Annotated in this window: 10 protein-coding genes; all 10 read right to left on the bottom strand. The window is 39.6% G+C overall.

All coding sequences use genetic code 11. The features are described from left to right. Window positions 1–12: 12 nt before the first annotated feature. The 10 genes from MTP08_RS03000 to MTP08_RS02955 all read right to left on the bottom strand — a co-directional run bounded on the left by MTP08_RS03000 (window position 13) and on the right by MTP08_RS02955 (window position 18,788). Entirely contained in the window at window positions 13–2,037 is a 2,025-nt protein-coding gene (locus MTP08_RS03000; RefSeq protein WP_243576991.1) for a glycosyl hydrolase family 95 catalytic domain-containing protein, read from the bottom strand. 10 nt (window positions 2,038–2,047) lie between these two features. Next, window positions 2,048–4,204 carry a glycoside hydrolase family 97 protein gene (locus MTP08_RS02995; RefSeq protein WP_243576990.1) on the bottom strand — a complete coding sequence of 719 codons (2,157 nt, stop codon included), beginning with the start codon at window positions 4,202–4,204 and terminating at the stop codon, window positions 2,048–2,050. A 4-nt stretch (window positions 4,205–4,208) separates the two neighbouring features. Beyond that, the gene (locus MTP08_RS02990; RefSeq protein WP_243576989.1) at window positions 4,209–6,689 is read right to left on the bottom strand and encodes a glycoside hydrolase family 31 protein; all 2,481 of its coding nucleotides are present in this window, start codon (window positions 6,687–6,689) and stop codon (window positions 4,209–4,211) included. A gap of 91 nt (window positions 6,690–6,780) precedes the next feature. Beyond that, on the bottom strand, window positions 6,781–8,256 hold the full coding sequence (locus MTP08_RS02985; RefSeq protein ID WP_243576988.1) for a RagB/SusD family nutrient uptake outer membrane protein: 1,476 nt from the start codon (window positions 8,254–8,256) through the stop codon (window positions 6,781–6,783). 12 nt (window positions 8,257–8,268) lie between these two features. Then, window positions 8,269–11,067, bottom strand: a complete 2,799-nt coding sequence (locus tag MTP08_RS02980) for a SusC/RagA family TonB-linked outer membrane protein (RefSeq protein ID WP_243576987.1) — start codon at window positions 11,065–11,067, stop codon at window positions 8,269–8,271. Between the two features lie 276 nt (window positions 11,068–11,343). Continuing rightward, window positions 11,344–12,978 (bottom strand): DUF6377 domain-containing protein, encoded by a 1,635-nt coding sequence (locus MTP08_RS02975; protein WP_243576986.1) that lies wholly within the window; start codon window positions 12,976–12,978, stop codon window positions 11,344–11,346. A gap of 175 nt (window positions 12,979–13,153) precedes the next feature. Further along, a complete protein-coding gene (locus tag MTP08_RS02970) occupies window positions 13,154–14,062 on the bottom strand; it encodes a carbohydrate kinase family protein (RefSeq protein ID WP_243576985.1) in 909 nt (302 codons plus the stop codon). Window positions 14,063–14,065: 3 nt separating this feature from the next. After that, complete coding sequence (locus MTP08_RS02965) at window positions 14,066–15,607, bottom strand: glycoside hydrolase family 32 protein (RefSeq protein ID WP_243576984.1); 1,542 nt, start codon at window positions 15,605–15,607, stop codon at window positions 14,066–14,068. 11 nt (window positions 15,608–15,618) lie between these two features. After that, window positions 15,619–17,013: a DUF4960 domain-containing protein gene (locus MTP08_RS02960; protein WP_243576983.1), complete on the bottom strand. Its 1,395-nt coding sequence runs from the start codon at window positions 17,011–17,013 to the stop codon at window positions 15,619–15,621. A 77-nt stretch (window positions 17,014–17,090) separates the two neighbouring features. After that, window positions 17,091–18,788 (bottom strand): RagB/SusD family nutrient uptake outer membrane protein, encoded by a 1,698-nt coding sequence (locus MTP08_RS02955; protein WP_243576982.1) that lies wholly within the window; start codon window positions 18,786–18,788, stop codon window positions 17,091–17,093. Window positions 18,789–18,806: the final 18 nt, after the last annotated feature.

Here is an 18,806-nt window from a genome sequence, read left to right as displayed (position 1 = left end):
GAATGTGATAATTTATCTCGTCACCGTAAAATCTTTACGCTCCGGTCCAACCCCTTTTATGGTTAGCTTTTTCCAGTGTTTTGGCAAAACGCTTTTATGCTGGATAATTCCATTTTCGGTAATATCCAAACCGCCGAAACCATTGATGAAAGCCTGTAAAATCCCGCCTGCTCCGGTCATAAAGTACGGATTAGAACTCGTTGCAGTCTCAGCCAACACCCCAAAAGGCGGACGTTGATTAGGCTGATAGGCTTTCTTAAAATAAGCATAAGCCTTATCTGCATCGCCCAATCTCGCATACTGAACAGAGAATACCGAAAATGTCATCGCCGGACCATTGTTTTTATCGACTTTCTCGGAATAGTAGGCTAAATCTTTCTTAATCTGAGCATCTTCCGTAATAATCCCTAAAGGATAAGCCAATAGATTTGCATCGGCTTGCTTTATCATTTGCCCGTTATAGCCTTTGTATTCCTGCGTTACACCGTTAGACATTTTGTTAATGACCAATTTGTCGCTCATCTGTTTCCAGATTTCAGGTGCTTTTTTGCCACAAATAATAGCTGCTTGGGAAGCATATTCTAAGGCTTTTTTGGCAGCTGCGTTGGTAAAAGCATTATCATCCACGCCTTCTGCATATTCATCAGCCGCAATCACATAATTAATGGAGTAAGAACCATCGGTATTTTTCACCGCTCTGGACGTCCAGAATTCAGCGATTTTCTGCAACACCGGAAAACCTTCTTTCATCAGCCAGTCTTTATCTTTCGTCATCTGATAATAATTCCAGAACGCAATGGCAACATCGCCTGTGATATGATGTTCAAACTGTCCTGTCAATGCATTAATCGGCGTTGCCTCTTCCCCTTTATCATCTGATTCCCACGGGAACATAGCACCTTTGTAACCGTAAGATAATGCGCGGTTTTCGGCAGCTAGCAAACGGTCGGTTCGGTAATCAATCATAGATTTGGCGATGCCCTGATTCATAAAAAGCATCGGCGGATACATCCAGATTTCGGAATCCCAAAAGATATGTCCGCTGTAAAAAGTTCCGGATAATCCCATCGGAGAAATGCTCAACCTCGAATTTTCCAAGGCATTAGAATAGAGATTAAACAAGGCTGACCTTGCCACCAATTGCGCTTCATCATCGCCTTCTACCTCAATATCGCCTTTCCAAAGCTCGTCCCAAAGCGCATAATGTTCATTCAGGATTCGGTCTGTTCCCAAAAACGAAACATAAATCACTTCTCGTTCTGCTTCACTTTTTGGGTCGTTGAAATCCCTTGTGGTACAAACAGAACCTACCAAAGAAAACTTAATCGTCTCCCCTTTTTTGATTTGACCTTCGAGTATATTTTTTTGTTGATTTTCATTTCTGACGGTCACCTTCTTTCTGTCAAAAATAAATTCGGACGAAGCCACCACATTATGGGCTTTTTTGGATGAGGATGCTTCGGTTTGCAGAATCATCGCTTTGCCACCATCCAAACCAACATTCGCGGTGACCAAGCGGTTTTTAACATCGATGTAACCGCCCGGAATATCCATCTGGTTAAGACATTGAAGATTAATATTGTCTAAAGCTTTGATTTCAATTTCTATCAACCCTGAATACGGTAAATTCCTCAATGCAGCGATATGATATTTGATTTCCGCTTGCCCCGGAATGGTAAAAGATGTGCTGTGAATGGCTTTTTTCATATCAATCGACTGTTTCCAATTCGTTATTGATTTGGAGTCGACTTTCTGTTGATTCACCAACATTTCCAAATGAAACGGATTGATGCCCTGCAAAGCCTGATTAACGCCCGCATCACCTATATCAAAAACGTGATTCAGCATCACGTGCTGCACAGAAAAAGGTTCTTTCCAGGGAAGAATCCCAATTTTTCCGCTGGCTATGGGCGCACCGACATAGTTGTCGGTGCTGGTTGCCTCAATAGTCCAGAGTGATTTTTTCTGCTGCGCATTGAATGTCGTCACACATAAAATGGCGAACAAAAATGTTTTACAGAATTTGTTTTTACGCATTATAAAAGGTTTACAATGATTTTAAATCTTTGATTTCTGCTTTATCTTTCACAGGAACGATGCTGATGGCATAACCGCCGCCAGGAACAGAAAGTTGCTCTAATTTTGATTTGCTGGTTACCACCACTTTGCGGATGTTGTAAGCCTGCGTATTTTTAAGATAATCGGCATCTTTGGCATCAGAATAAATTGTTGCGATGTATTGTTTTCCTTTATCCAAGAAATCAAAAGAAATTTTGGACGTAAAAGGTTTGTAACCGGCTACATTTCCGACAAACCATTTGTCTGTACCTTTTGCTTTTCTCGCTACGGTGATATATTGTCCCGGTTCAGCCTCCAGATATTTGCTGTCATCCCAATCTACCGCTACATCTTTGATGAATTGGAAAGCATCCGGGAATTTCTCATAATTCTCAGGGAAGTCCGCTGCCATTTGTAATGGGCTGTACATCGTCACATACAATGCCAACTGGTTAGCAATGGTTGCATTAACGTGGGAACCGTTGGTGACGTCCATTTGGAAAATCCCAGGCGTATAATCCATCGGGCCACCAATTAATCTGGTGAATGGCAAGATGGTTACGTGATTTGGATTGTTTCTATCATTCCCGAAAGCCTGATATTCTGTTCCTCTTGCAGACTCGTTCCCGATAAGGTTAGGATAAGTTCTTGCAATCCCTGTTGGGCGAACTGCTTCGTGGGCATTGACCATAATTTTATAATCAGCCGCTTTTTCTACTGCATATTGATAATGGTTGTTTGTCCATTGGCTGTAGTGTGTTTCTCCAAGTGGAAGGATGCTTCCTACATAACCGCTTTTCACGGCATCGTAACCGTATTTGTTCATCAGTTTATAAGCTTCATCCATATGGCGTTCGTAGTTTCTGATAGAAGCAGAAGTCTCGTGGTGCATAATGAGTTTTACCCCTTTTGAATGCGCATAAGCATTAAGTGCTGCAATATCAAAATCAGGATACGGCGTTACAAAATCGAACACGTAATCTTTATCATTACCAAACCAATCTTCCCAACCGGTGTTCCAGCCTTCTACCAAAACAGCATCGAAACCATTTTTTGCGGCAAAATCAATATGCCTTCTTACATTTTCGTTGGTTGCACCGTGTTTTCCGTTTGGTTTTGCTTTGCTGTAATCTGTAATTCCCAACTGGACAGAAGGAAACTCATCAGTATACGCCCAGCTGCTTTTCCCGGAAATCATTTCCCACCAAACACCCACGTATTTTGTTGGTTTGATCCAAGACGTATCCGTGATTTTGCTTGGGTCGTTCAGGTTATAAGTCATTTTGGATGCTAAGATATTTCGGGCATCATCGCTGACAATAATCGTTCTCCAAGGTGTGTGGCGTGGCGCCTGCATTTTACCTTTGTCCCCGTGAGAATCCGGTGTTAACCAAGATTCAAACACCATATTTTTATCATCCAGGTTAAGATGCATACAAGAATAATCGATTAAAGCCGCCTCGTGCAGGTTGATGTAAATGCCGTCAGCCGTTTTCATCATCAAAGAGGTCTGAACACCCGTTGGCGAAAATGAAGTCTGAGACACATTTCCTTTTTCATAAGATTTGGACATCAAACCTCTGATTTCTGACAATTTTGACGTTGTATAATTGTACTCCTGCGTATCGTAATCGCCCGGAATCCAGTATGCTGTGTGGTCGCCTGTCATAGCAAATTGCGTTCGCTCTTCTTTGATGGTGAAATAAACCAGATTTTTTTGCTGAGGAAACTCGTAACGGAAGCCCAAGCCATCATCAAACAAACGAAAACGAATATCCATATAACGGTCGGTTCCCTTTTGTTTCAGGCTGACCAACACTTCGTTGTAATGGTTGCGGATGCTTTTTGTTTCGCCCCAAACCGGCTTCCAGGTTTCATCAAAAGTGGCTGCTTTGGAACCAATGACTTCAAAATTGCTGAACAATGAATTCTGAGGGTCGTTTTGAGCTACATTTTTATACTTCAGTTCCAATCCCAAATGGCTTGGTTTAATCACTTCTTTACCTTTGTAAATCAGTTTATAGGTAGGATATCCCCCATTTTGGATGGAAAAATCCATCACAAATTTGCCATCCGGTGATTTTAGCTGTTGTGCAAAAATCAGGCTCACAAAACTTAATGCTACAAGCAATAATAACTTCTTCATTCTACTAATTTTTATTGATTTTAATATTAATATTCTTTCTTAAATCCGGTGTTTTAACCAGAATTTTGTTTCCCCTTTCATCCCAGCTCCAAGCATTGCCTGGTATTTCCTTTCCATCCTCAAAAGCTTCAAATGCTATAAAAGAAACTTCTTTATCATCTATCATCACCGAATTCGGTTTGACCTCCTCTAAAAGACTCAACACAAAATTTCTTTTGTCGGACTGATGAAAACCTTTATCCTCTGGCTTGATATCGATGACATAAGCCTTAGCTAAAGTGGTACAGACGATGTTGGTCAATGAATAAATATCTTTCAGGTAATCCTGATTTTCACCTTCATCTTCATACAAGCTAAAGCTGGCCTTCTCATCCTCATAATTCGGGAAAATATGGAAGGTTACGGGATAATCTTTTTTCTCGTGGATGTACTGCATTACAGGCATCATCGGCACAATAGAACCTTTTTTGACAAAAATAGGAATGGTATTGAGCGGGGCTTTGTACGGCAGCTTTTCGCCGCCCAGATATTCGGTTTTTTTATCATTAAAATCAATCCATTCGCCTTCCGGGAAATAAACCCTTTTTACCCTTTCACCTTTTCTAAGCACTGGTGCTACGAGAATTTCTTCCCCAAACATAAACTGGTTATCAATTTTAGCGGCATCCAAATCTTTAGGATATTCCATAAAAAGTCCTCTTGTAATCGGCAATCCCGTATCGTGGGCTTTTCTGGCATAAGTATAGAGATAGGGAAACAACTGGTATTTCAATTCGATGGCCGCTTTGGTATTCTTCTCTGCCACTTCTCCAAATTTCCAGGGTTCTACGGCATTGTCGCCTTCGTGATGGGCACGGCTCAAAGGACAAAATACCCCGAACTGCATCCATCTTGTATAAAGTTCAGCCATCGCCGGGTAATCTGTGATGTCGCCACAGTAACCGGAAATATCGGTGGTCCAAAACGGAATACCGCCCAAACCGGCAGATATTCCAACGGCAACCTGATTTTCCATCTGCGACCATCCGTCGAGAACGTCATTACCATTTCCGCTGTCGTTGGTCCAGCCAAAGGTATAGCGCTGCAAACCGGCATAAGCCGAGCGCGTCATCTGGAAAATACGTTTGTTTGGGTTTCTTTTTTCAAACTGTTCTTTCACCACCTTGTCCCAGGTTAGGCCAAACACGTTATGAATTTCATTGTGCATCCCGAGATGGTGTTTCATATTGAGCCGATCAGTATCTTCCTCATTGCTCCAAGCGGGTTCGCCCATATCGGTCCAAAAGCCGCTGACCCCATCGTCCAGGGGTTTTTGCTGATATTTGCCCCACCAATCGGCTACGGCAGGAATGGTAAAATCGACAACACCACAGTTTCCGCCCCACGGCCACGGCATTTCGTAAGCTTTATCCGTGCGGACATCTTTCACAAAATAACCAAGCTTATTGGCTTCGAGGTATTGCTTATTGTCTTTTTTGGAAATAACCGGGTCTTGGGAAACAATCATTTTGAATCCGTTGGACTTTAACTTTTTTAACATTCCTTTCGGGTCTGTATAATTGCCTTTTCGCCATTCAAAATCCTGAAGATTCTGTGTCCAGCCGATATCCTGATAAATGACATCAATCGGAATTTTTCGTTTTCTGAATTCAGCTGCAATTTCCAGAGCCTGAGCTTCTTTGGTGTACAAGCCACGGCTCTGTGCAAATCCCAAAGCCCATTTTGGAGGCATAATCGGCTGACCCGTAAGTGTTATATACTGTTTCTGGATGTCCTTATAATCTTTGCCAAAAATAAAATAATACACAAATGCTCCGTCCGGCGCCTCGAAAGAATAATAATCTTCCGATTCTGTCCCGAATTTGAATTCAGTTTTAAAGGTATTGTCGAGGAAAATTCCGTAATTATAACTGCTCATAAAAAACGGAATACTCTTGGCAATCGGGTCTTCTGTGGTGCTGTAACAAGGTTTGTCGCTGTTCCACATTTTATAGTTCTTCCCTCTTCTGTTCAGGGTTCCCGTTTTTTCGCCTAAGCCAAAAAATTGCTCGTCACTTCGGAGGTTTTTGTAAGATTTGATGCCCTTTCCGTTAACGACATTGCCTTTATCGGCGTAATCGCTGTAAATCAGTTTTTGCCATTTGTCAAAAATCTGAAGTTGCATTGGGTTTTTATTCACTCTTATTCTCAACTTGGACGTGAAAATTTCGTAAGCTGACGGTTCTTCATTTACCGAAATATCTCCAATATTCTCCAATTTGTCATTCACCACGGCAAAAGAAGGATTCTGTCGTGAGAATTTGCCCGACGGATCGAACCAGACTTTCACTACAGAACTGCTGTTAATGGTTAACGACAACTTGGCGCCGTCTTTACAATTGAAGACAACCTGATTGGCATTTTTCGTGAATGAAGTGACCTCGCCGGCTGAAAGTTGCGAAGAAAAGAATAAGGCTAAGATCAGGAAACTTATCTTTTTTATCATACTTTTTATCATTTTGAAACCGCAACAGTTAAATATAGTCTATCTAAATGCTGCGGTTGTCAATAATTAAAATTGTTAAATAGGTGAATGTTTAATATCCTGGGTTTTGTGAAAGATTAGGATTTCTGTCTCTTTCAATCTGGGGAACCGGTAAAAGAAGGTGCTTATTTGTTGCATTGGTTTTACCGATAGAATGTAAAAAGTCTAACCCGTATTGTCCGTTGTTTACACGAACAAGATCAAACCATCTCTGTCCTTCGAAAGCCAGCTCCATTCTTCTTTCGTGAAGAACTTTATCTCTAAATGCAGATTGTGACAAACCTGAAACCGGAGCCAATCCTGCTCTTGCTCTTACCGTATTAAGAGGTACTGCCGCCAAAGAGGTCTGTCCCAATTCATTTAAAGCTTCTGCTTTCATCAGCAAAACTTCAGAATAACGCATTACAGGAAAGTTTAAAGGACTATTGTTATAGGAAGGAAATGCTGAAAGAGGAACCAAAAATTTTCTAACATTATACCCCGTTAGAGAATAAGATGAGGTGTATGTTTTCCCATCATATTGAGGACATCCATCATAAAAAATTGATTTTGCTTTTCGATTGTCTCCCGCTTCGTAGCTGTTTACAAATTCCTGCGTTGGCTGGTTCCAGCCCCAACCGCCACCTACGAAATTAGAACCTCTTGGTCCCATAAAGGTACTTGCCCAAGATGCCTGATTTTGGTTTCCCCAGAAATCATAGTTTCCGTCGGATGCATACTGCACTTCAAATAAAGATTCGTTGGAGTTTTCTGTATTTACATTAAAATTATCAGAATAATCTGTATTAAGTGTATATCCCATACTTTCCAGCTGTGTTGTTAAATCTACCACTTTCTGCCAGTTTCCAAGAGTGAGATAAACTTTTGCCAAAGCACCAATTGCCGCACCTTTGCTTGCTCTGCCTTTATCTATGCTTCCATAACTTTCTTTTGCGGGAAGAAGTGAAATTGCTTTTTCTAAATCTGAAATAATAAGATTATAAATATCTGATTTTGGAGCTCTTGAAGGGTATAAATCTCCGTTTACATCCTGAGGCTCTGTTACCAAAGGAACATCCCCAAAAAATCTTACCAGAACAAAATAATAATGAGATCTCAGGAAATACGCTTCTCCCATGCAACGGTTTTTAATATCGCTGTTGATATTGAGAGACGGAGCTGTTTTAAGAACAATATTGCTTGAAAGAATTCCGGGCCATGGACCTCTCCAAAGATCCAAAACTCCCTGATTATCGGTACTGGTTACAAAATTAGAAAGCTGAGTAGTTTCTATACCGTCATCACCTCCTCCTGCTCCTACGATACTGTTCCCTGCGAATATATCGGTAGTCCACATTCTCATGTTGTAGAGCTTGGGCCATTGAAGCGGTTGATAAGCACCGTTTACCATCGTGATAAGCTCGGCTTCCGTTTTAGGATAATTTCCTGTATTGATGGTATCGGGCTGCACTTTATCCAGAAAATCGTCGCTACAATTCGTCAGTGTAAGTGCAATAAGTGCCAATAGTGTAATTTTTATCTTTTTCATGTCTGATATTATTTAAAATGCAACATTAAGTCCTAGAGAAACTGTTCTTGTGATTGGATAAGTACCATTGTCTACTCCGTTTACCGGAACTTCAGGATCAAAACCTGAATATTTCGTCCAGGTTACCAGATTTTGTGCGGATACAAAGATTTTCACAAGACTTAGATTTTCTCCAAAAACACCTTTCGGAAGCGTATAGCTGAGATTAATATTTTTAATTTTAATGTAGGACCCATCTTCCACATAGCGGCTGCTTACACGTGTATTTTGGTTAGGATCACCATAGATAGCCCTTGGCATATCGTTGCTCGTTCCTGCACCTGTCCATCTGTCTAGAACTCCTACTCCTTGGTTCTGAATGACCGCCATTGCTTCGGTATACATTCTATTGGCATTGTAAATATCGTTACCATAACTTCCCTGAAGGAAAATTGTGAAATCGAAATTTTTATAAGTAAATGTATTATTGAAAGAGAATGTAAATTTAGGATTTGGATTTCCGATTATGGTACGGTCTTTATCGTTAATTACCCCATCACCATTCAAATCTTTGAAACGGATATCTCCGGGAGCCGTGCTTGTTGCAGGATTGTTGCCCGGATTTTGAGTGGCATGTGCACTTACTTCTGCCTGATTTTGGAAGATGCCGTCTGTAACATATCCATAAAATACATTCACAGGAGAACCAGCTTGGATAATTCCAAACATACGGTTCAGGTTATTGCCATCTTTTGCTCCGGGAATAAATGTATTGCTGTTGATGTCTACTGCATTATTTTTGTTGTGAGAAAACACAATATCAGAAGACCATTTAAAATCATCTTTTACGATATTTCTTGTAGAAAGCATTGCTTCAATCCCTTTGTTCTGAATTTTACCTGCATTAATGGAAGGCGTATACACATCAGAATAACCTGAAGTTACCGGTACAGACATCGGAACAAGCATATCGTTTGTATTTTTAACATATCCGTCAACCACCAAACTTACTCTGTTGTTAAACATATCCAAATCGAAACCTACGTTATACTGTTCCTGTCCTTCCCACTTCACATAAGGATTCGGAAGTACTGTTGGCATTACCGCACTTACAAACTGATTGTTGAAATTGTACTGATAGGTGTTGTAAGAAGATGCAAATGAATAATTTCCGATATTTTGGTTTCCGGTAATCCCGTATCCTAATCTCAGTTTTAAATTATTGATTGTTTTGGAATCTTTAAGAAAGTTTTCGTTTGAAATTCTCCATGCCAAAGCAGCAGAAGGGAACCATCCCCATTTATTACCTGCACCGAATCTTGAAGATCCGTCTCTACGGATGGTAGCGGTAAGATAATATTTTTCGGCATAATTATAACTTGCACGAGCCAAGTAAGACATGAGTGCCCATTCTGAAGAATTTCCGTGCTGAACCGGCTGCAAAATACCGTTATCTATCTGTTGTGTATTCTCACTGGCGAATTTCTGTACAGATGCATTAAGATAATTGAACTGGTTGGTTTGTGCACTGCTTCCCACTACTGCATTCAGGTTATGATTTCCCCAGATTTTATCGTAGGTAAGCGTATTATCCCATAATAAAGTGATGCTTCTGTTCGAACCTTCGTACAGGTAAGAGTTTTCCTGAGATTTTACACCCCAATTGTATTTAGGCGACCACGTTCTGTCGTACCAGATGTTTGCTTCTGCTCCACCCAAAGATTTGAATTTCAAACCTTTTAAAAGCTCTAATTCTGCATAAATGTTCCCCTGCATATTATACCCTTTAGTCGATTTTTCGATGATAGAAGCTTTCCCAATCGCGTTATCTATATCTCCATACAACAACGGATTAGTTCCGGGACCGGCATAGCTGCCGTCTGCATTATAAACAGGTCTTGTCGGAAGCGAAAGAATGGTTTCTTTTATATCATAACCACCGGATTTTTTTACATCATGTTGTAATTTAACACTGTTTCCGATTTTCAGGAAAGGTTTAATCTTCGTATCTCCGTTAATCTGAACAATAAAACGGTCGTAATTGGTATTCAAAACAACCCCTTTCTGATTGAAATAACTCGCAGAAACATACAGATTACTCTTTTCTGAACGATCGCCATAAGAAAGTGAGTAACTAGACATTACAGCAGGTCTGAATAAAGCTTTCACCCAATTTGTACCTGTACCTAAAGAAGAAGGATCAGAAAATTCCGGAAGAACAGACATTCCTGCATTTCGGAGCATATCATTATTCAGCTGTGCGTATTGCGATGCATCCAAAAGCTTTATCATATTGCTTACACTCTGAATTCCAGTAAAAGTGTCAAAATTAAGTACGCCTTTTTTACTACCTCTTTTTGTCGTAATAATTACTACTCCATTAGCACCTCTTGCACCATAAATTGCAGTGGAAGAAGCATCTTTTAGGATATTAATGGTTTCCACATCGCTCATGTTGATTTGGTTCAGTCCGCCATTTAAAGGCATTCCGTCTACTACAATTAGAGGATCATTGTTCTGAATAGTTCCCGTTCCTCTAATTCTGAATGTTACATTGCTTCCCGGTTCTCCGGAATTGATAACATTAACCCCCGAAGCACGACCTTGAATTGCCTGTCCGATATCTGCAACGGGCTGATTTTGGGCTTTATTCAAATTAATTACGGAAACAGATCCGGTAAGATCTTTTGCTTTAGCTTTACCGTAGCCAATTACAACGACCTCATCAATCTTCTGTTCTTTTTGCAAACTGTCTTTTTCCTGAGCAAACATGTTTCCAGAAAAGTAAAGCGCTATTACCGCAAAAGATAATTTCTGATATTTAATTTTCATTTAGTAAAGGTTTATTTATATAGTTTGTAATAATTCTTGTTAAAATTTTTCTGAATTTCCTTTTTAAAATTCAAAAAGAATGTTAAGATTTCAGTTTCGTGAACCGATCATTAACATAAGGTTAATTGATTGTTGCTAATATATCCCTACTTAAAAATTAAAATACCCGCAGAAGATATCTACGGGTATTTAGGTAAAGGTTTAAAAGAGTTTTACAAAAAATAACTACTGATAATTAAATCATTAGCATTTTAACCTATAAAATAAAAAGTAAATCTATTGAGTATTTATAGAGCCAATTTCCATGATTTTGGCTTCAAAATCATCATTTTCAATCACCGATTTTGCTTTCACTTTACTCTTATAATTATAAATCGTCCTTAAAGAGTATCTTAAAAAATCTGAAATTTGAGCCGCATCATTAATTCCTAATCTTATTAGAGCATAGATTCTAAGTTCTGTATTGAGTACATCCGTAACTTCGTACTGAGAATCTTTCTTGATGAGTTTGTTCACCTCTGTAACAAAATTGGGATAAATTCTAAGAAAGGCTTTATCGAAACTGATGTATAGGTCATTTAAGTCTAATTCTACGCTGTTTTTGTTATTAACCATTTCGGTTAATTTATCTATCTGACCAACAGACAATCTTTTAGCAATCAGATTTTTATATTTTTCGAATTTCTTCAAATAAATAGAACACTGGTTGATGAAAAAGGCAACATATTCCTCTTTTACATGATTTGCTTCGTCTAACTTAGCGTTGGTTGCCTTCAAATCTGTGTTTAAAAGAGAAAGTTCATTTCTCGATTTAGCTATAATTTTTAACTGTCTGTAAATAAAATACGTGGTAACAATTAATCCCAATAATAAAAAACTGATTAAAAAGACCGACCAGCGCAATTTTGTGTTCTGCGAATTGATGGTAAGAAGGTAAGAATTTTCAATAATCGGTTGGACTTTACTTATTTGTATACTTCTAAATCTGGCGTTATAGAAATTAGCATCTTCCAGCGCAGATTGTATATAATTGTAAGCTCTTTCGGTATCGTCTTTTTTATATTCCACACTTGCAAGCTCCTGCATAGATCGGTTTTCCTTCGTGGATGACTGCAAATCTGATATTGCGGAATAAATTAAAAACTTTTCCTGAGAATCTATATTTCCCAACCTAGCTTCTATAACAGCTTTACAATAGCTTCCTATCGCGTGTAGTCTGGTTCCTGCTTTTGTGGTTTGAAGAAACTTGTCAATATTATTATTAGCAGATTCCCAGTCGTCATTTATCCTGTTTTTATGGCTTAAAAAAAGATAATAAAACGGATCATTAGGCTTTAGAGAGGTATAAGCAGACTCGTAGTAATCTGCTAATTTCTTTTTGTAAATTTTGCCATAAAGATTTTCCTCGCCTGTATAATCTAAAAGGTTAGAATAAAGGCATTCATACGCAGAATTATAGGAAAAACGAAGCGGAAGAGGTAAATTTTTCTGATCAATTTTATTCAGAATATTTTCTGACTCCAAAAAAAGACCCGAAGTAGAAAGAAGAACCGACCTTTGGATAAGTGTCTGGTATAGCCAGGAATCATTTTTGTTTTTAAGAGCCAATTCTTCGTTGGCGTAAGAATAAGAATAAGCAGAATCGCACTGGTAACCCAAATATTCTTCTACAATTAAATAATTAAGTTGAAAATTAATGCTGTCTGAATTACCTCCAATATTTATTTTTGATTTTAAATGATTAATTTTTCTTTTCTTTTTAATTTCAAAAGATTTTTTTTCACGGATGGTTTTATCCAATTGTCGCAGGAGTATTTCATTGGCATTTACTTTATTTTCTTTTTTACAAGAAAGCAATACAGATGCTAAAATAAAGAAGGAAAAAATGCTTTTCAGAAACGGGCTTATCATATAAAACGCAAATATATCTGCTAATTTAGTGAAGATAATTCAGTCTCCACATAATCCTCAGAACAAATTATTTAAATATTTAATAATTAAAATGGTAATTATATTTTTGTTAAAATATTAAAAAAAATTGCGCTAATGACGTACAATAGCGCAATTTTTATGATTCGAAAAATGCTTAAACATTTTCTTTTAAAAATTCTTCAATTTCCGCGTTATCAAGCTTCGGATTGGCACCGGTATAGCTCGCCACCAAAGCACCAACAGCACTGGCAAAATCCAGTGCAGCATCAGGATTTTTGTCAGATATCAATTTTGCGATCAAACTCGCCAGGAAAGAATCACCTGCACCAACGGTATCCGCCACTTTCACAGGATATCCGCCGTGTCTGTACATTACGCCTTCCCAAAGCAGGATTGAACCGTGTTTTCCTAAAGTCACGCAGATGGATTTTGTATTGGTTTTGTCAGAAATAAAACGGATGTTCTCTTCCAAATCTTCGGAATTGAAACCCAGTTCTGAAGCGATTTCCAGAATTTCTTCATCATTAAACTTGATAAAATCCGCTTTATCCATCAGTTGTTTTAAAACTTCGATATTATAATGCGGCTTTCTAAGATTCACATCAAAAACCTTAAACATATTGGGGTTAGAATCCAATAATTGAAAAAGCGTATTTTTCGAAACGTCATTGCGGCAAATTAAGCTACCGTAAAAGAAAACATCCGCATTTTTGACCAATTTTTCAGTTTCTTCATTCATCGTAATAAAATCCCACGCAGACGGAAACTTGATTTCGTAGGTTGCCGAACCTCTTTCGTTAAGAGAAACTTGCACTACGCCGGTATTGTAATCCTCAACGGTAATAATGCCGCTGGCGTCAAGCTGATGGTCTTTGACATAATCGCAAATTACTTTGCCGTCTTCATCATTCCCAATCGCGCTTATCATCGCTACAGGAAAACCAAAAGAAGCGGTTCTGAGTGCCAGATTAAGCGGCGCACCACCAATTTTCTTTTCTTCCCCGAATACATCGAAAAGCACCTCTCCATAACTGACGGCATTGATATTTTTATTTGAAAACATTAATTAAGGATTTTTGATATTAATATTACTGAATGTACTGTTTGATGTTCCAAAAATACTCCATTTTTTGTTAACAACATCGTAAACACGGTTGCTGAACGCCACTTTGTCATTCACATAAACCACGCAAACATCATTGCTGATATAAGCGGTGACATTATAATTGGTTCCGGAAATGCCCGACAAAGGATAACTGTTGTCCAAAGTCTCATTTCCGCTGCTCATCACATAGCTTGCAATACGATTGTTAGCGGGTTCAAAAGCAATTTTATAGCCATTTTGACCATCATTATCCTGTGAAAGAATCAATCCCGATTGTCCGCTGGAAGATGCATTTAGCGTAAAATTAATTTGATTGGCTTTCTGCAGTTTGCTGAACATTACCTGAGACGTTCCTGACAGATTAAAGCTATTGCCGTTTTGGGAAGCCGTTCCACTGATTTTATCCACTGAAAGCGATGTATTATTTCCAAACACCGATGCGATGGAAGAAACTGGCTTTACACCTAAAGTTCCATCTGAGTTTTGGACAAGTTTATGCGTAACGAGATTTCCCGCCCAGTCTTTTCCGCCTGTATTGCTTTCAGGGACTTTTCTTGCCGTCCATCCCACCAAATAGCGGTCGGTGTTATCAGAGACTGTTTTTGCAGCATAAAGATAAGAACCATCCAAACGGTCGTTTGCAGGCGTTGTCCAAGGTCCGTTAGGAGAAGTGGCGATGCGGTAATGCGTTCCGCTGTTGCTGCTCCAGTTTTCGGAAAATACCAAATACCAGTAATTGCCCATTTTAAATAAATCCGGACATTCCAGCATTATATAATTTTCGGATGCCGATGTGGTATAAATCGGATTTTCTACCGTCCAGTTTCCACTTGCAGGATTGGTCGTGGTATATTTTAAAACGACCGCTTTTTTAGCTGAAGTCTGCGCCGAAACCAACATCCAGTATTTGCCGTCCTCAGAATTGAAAAATACGTGTGGGTCACGGTATTCATAATCGTAATAACCTGCCGGAGCGGTCATTTTAAAGTTTTTAACTTTCGTCCAGTTCTTCAAATCGGTGCTGGTTGCCAGCAAAACACTTTCTCTAGGATTGTTCGAGATGAAGGATGCCACCTCGTTGTGCCCAGTATAATAGTAATAATAAGTGTTCCCCACTTTCACAAGACTTCCGGTTCCGACGCCAAAATCAGGTTCAGAAGCCAATCCATAAGGAATTTGTCTTCCCTGATAGTTAAAATCTTTAAAATTAGAGGTATCAAAGCTGTGAATATCGTGGAAACCTTCGCCTGCCGGTTTGGTTTTAGCATCGTGCAGGAAAAACAAATGGAAGATTCCGTTTTCGTAGTACGGCATCACATCCCCCACGTAACCTGCGGTGTAATAAGGATTATTCCCTCCCATCCACTGGTTTGGCGGAACCGGAAATACATTGGTCTGTTTAAAAATGTCATCCGGATTCACATCCGTCACCGAGTCATTATTCTGGCAAGAAAACATCGCCAAACCCATCACGGCGGTTAAATATATTTTTCTGATTGTCATTGGTTCTGATTTTAATTCGTTACAAGATAATTAAGGCTGTTTTCCGTCAGTTTTTTGATATTATCAAGATAGCTGTTGGCTTGGCTTGGCGTTCCGTTAGACGTCTCGTTGTACCAATCGTATGCGCCCATAGAAATCGTGATGCATTTTTTATTCGCCGTTCCACCAGGATATTCAGCTATTGCGACACGACCATCAAGGTTATTATCCCAAGCTTCACTCGCTAAATTGTTACCGCCAGTTTGGGTTCTCCAGCCTGCTCCGTTGACGTAACCACCCCAATCTGGTAAAAACCACCAAGCGGTATGATTCAATCTAAAAGTCCCTTTTTGCAAAAGATTTGCTTTTCCGGATTCATAAGTCTGTAATCCATCGAAAACTGGATGCGTTTCGTGCCCTTTGAACGAAATCCCCCAATCGTTGTTGGCATCTACAAAGCCATTGGGTGGAAAATCTCCAAACACGTTGTTCGGTCCTTTACCAGCTGGAACAACGCCCAAAGCATCCACATACTGAGAAGCGAAACTCGTTAATAGAATATTTCCGCCAGCATTCAGATAGGTTTTAATTTTAGAAGTAACATTCGCATTCAGCGCATCTCCCGGAAGTGCTGTTGCAGAATCAAAATGCCACCAAAGTACGCTGATTCCTGTTAAATTAACTGCGCCACTTGCAATATCCGCCATCGACACGTAAACTGCACCTGAGAATTTCCCAAATAACCAGTCCGCCGCAGCAATTTCGTCCGGGTTTGTAAGCCCCGTTCTGGTAGCTGCCATTCCGATAAAAGCGATAGAAGGTCCTGAAACTGGTGTTGTTACTTTTGCGGTATAAACTTCCGTAAGATTGGCATTAGACACCGTGAAAGATACCGGACTTGTAAAATTAATCGTAGTACCGGAAGCTGGGCTGATGCTGACTCCAGTTGCAGTTTCAATAATAGGTTGTAAAGCTGTAAGGTCGGTTCCTTCCGGCATTACCAACGAAATCGTCTTGTTGGATGAATTAATCGTTGCTGATAATCCATTGATTTTAAAACTGATAATCGGAGCCTGAGGCTGAACGCTTACTGTATAATCTTTGTAGATATTTCCGTTTTTAACGCGGTATTTTACAGGCTGCGTAAAATCCTGAACCACACCGGAAGCCGGAGAAATACTCGCACCTTGCGGAATTTCTATAACCGGAGAGATAGCTGTAACCGCCGTTCCGTATGGCAAAGTCACTGTTATTTTATCATTTTGATTGTCGATAACACCTGACACACCATTCACTTTGAAAGAAGCGACATTCACCGAAACATCCGTCACCAAACCGTCTTCCATCTGGCTATCGCAAGACCAGACCAATGCTGCAGAAATCATCAGAAGGATGATTAATTGGAAATTTTTAAATATTGTTTTCATAAATGATTGTTTGTTTTAAAATGATTTACAAACCGCCAAAAGCTTTCTTGAACATTTTGCAGTTGCAAATCCTGAATTTAGTACCCATTATTTTGTTTGTACAAGCCTTGGCTAAAGTTGATTTGAGCCAAAGGGATCGGGCAATATTCTTCAATGCCGTGGTCAAAGCCTGCCTGAGAATAATAAGAACGTTTCGTTTTTTCACCCGAATAATACGTGTTCATCGTGCTTGCAGTTACGCCCCATCTTACCAAATCGAAGAAACGGCTGCCTTCCATCGCAAACTCCATTCTACGTTCCCATCTCAAGGCTTTTCTTGCATAATCCTGTGTCCACGTACAGTTAACACCCGGCTGATATTTGCTAATCAGGTTGTTGGTTGTATAACTGCCTGTCAAAATGGTACTGTTAGCGGCACGCTGTCTTACCTGATTAATCAATGGTAAAGCGGCATCTTGTTGTCCCAATTCTATCAAAGCTTCTGCTTTCATCAACAAAACATCGGAATAACGGATGATGATTCTGTTTTTAGAATTGCCATAGAACGGGTCTACATTCACGGTACAGCCACAACCTACCGGTACATTTTCTTTTAGAGAAGCATAATAACCGTAAGTTCCGGGGCTTCTGTTCCAGCTTTCCTGATAGATTTTATTTTCATCATATTTCCAAGGCAATCCCGGCAATGCTACCGTATGGTACAACCTAGGGTCTACTTTGTAATTACTCAACTGATTGTAATTCAAATCCGTATCATTAAAATTATCAAACATCGGCAAACCATCCGGCGTGGTTTTGAAAGCGTTGACCAAATTCTGGCTCGGCTTGTGGAAATCACAGCATCCCAAACCTTGTGGCAAAGACAAAACGTCACCATAATTTAGTCTTCCGAAAAGTGTTCCGTCATTGGCTGAAAACTGAATAGAAAACACCGATTCCGGTCCGTTTTGGTGGGCTCCCGGTAAAAAGTTATAACCAAAATCAGATTCTAGTGTATAGTTCCCAATTACCTGATTCGCTGCATCAATGGACTTCTGAAGCGTTGCCGGATTAATTGAGGTTACTGTATAATTATTATCCTGCTCATAAGCCTGATACAATCTCACTTTGGCTAAATACGCATACGCGGCACTTTTCTTTGGTCTTCCGACTTCCGATTGTGTCATTGGCAAATTAGCAGCTGCAAATTCAAAATCTGAAGCAATTGCATCCCAAAGCTGTTGGTCGGTTTTAGCACGGTTGGAAATTTTCGGATAATCGTCTAGCGGCGTATTTTCGTCTACATAAGGCACATATTTAAACAATTCTTTAAGCAAGAAGTAAAAATGACCTCTCACGAATTTCATTTCTGCAATACGTTTCTGCTTGTTCGGATATTGCGCATCTGTCAATTGGTTCAATGCTGCAATCGCCTTATTACATCGGCCAATTCCGACATAATTGAGATACCAAAGACGGTCTAACTCCCCAAAATCTGAACGGATGTTATTTGAAATTTCAAAAAAGTGAAAAGCCTGGATATCGTTCGTACCACTTCCGCCTTTGTAAGCGTCGTCTGAACGTACATTGCCGTATGGCCAAAGGCTGAAAGGCGTGTCATAATGGTCATTTCCCATAGAGGCATATGCTGCAACCACGAAACCATCTACATTTTGCGGTGTTACCACATCGGTCTCGGAAAGCACACCTCTTGGCTGATTGTCCAGAAAATCATTACAGGACGTTGTTCCCAATAAAAATGCAGTGGCTATTGTTAAAAGTATATTCTTTTTCATTGTAATTATCATTTAAAA

This window comes from Chryseobacterium oryzae (assembly GCF_022811665.1).
Classification (GTDB): Bacteria; Bacteroidota; Bacteroidia; order Flavobacteriales; family Weeksellaceae; genus Chryseobacterium; species Chryseobacterium oryzae.
Note: the sequence above shows the minus strand (reverse complement) of the source record. Positions and strands in the feature narration are given on the sequence as shown.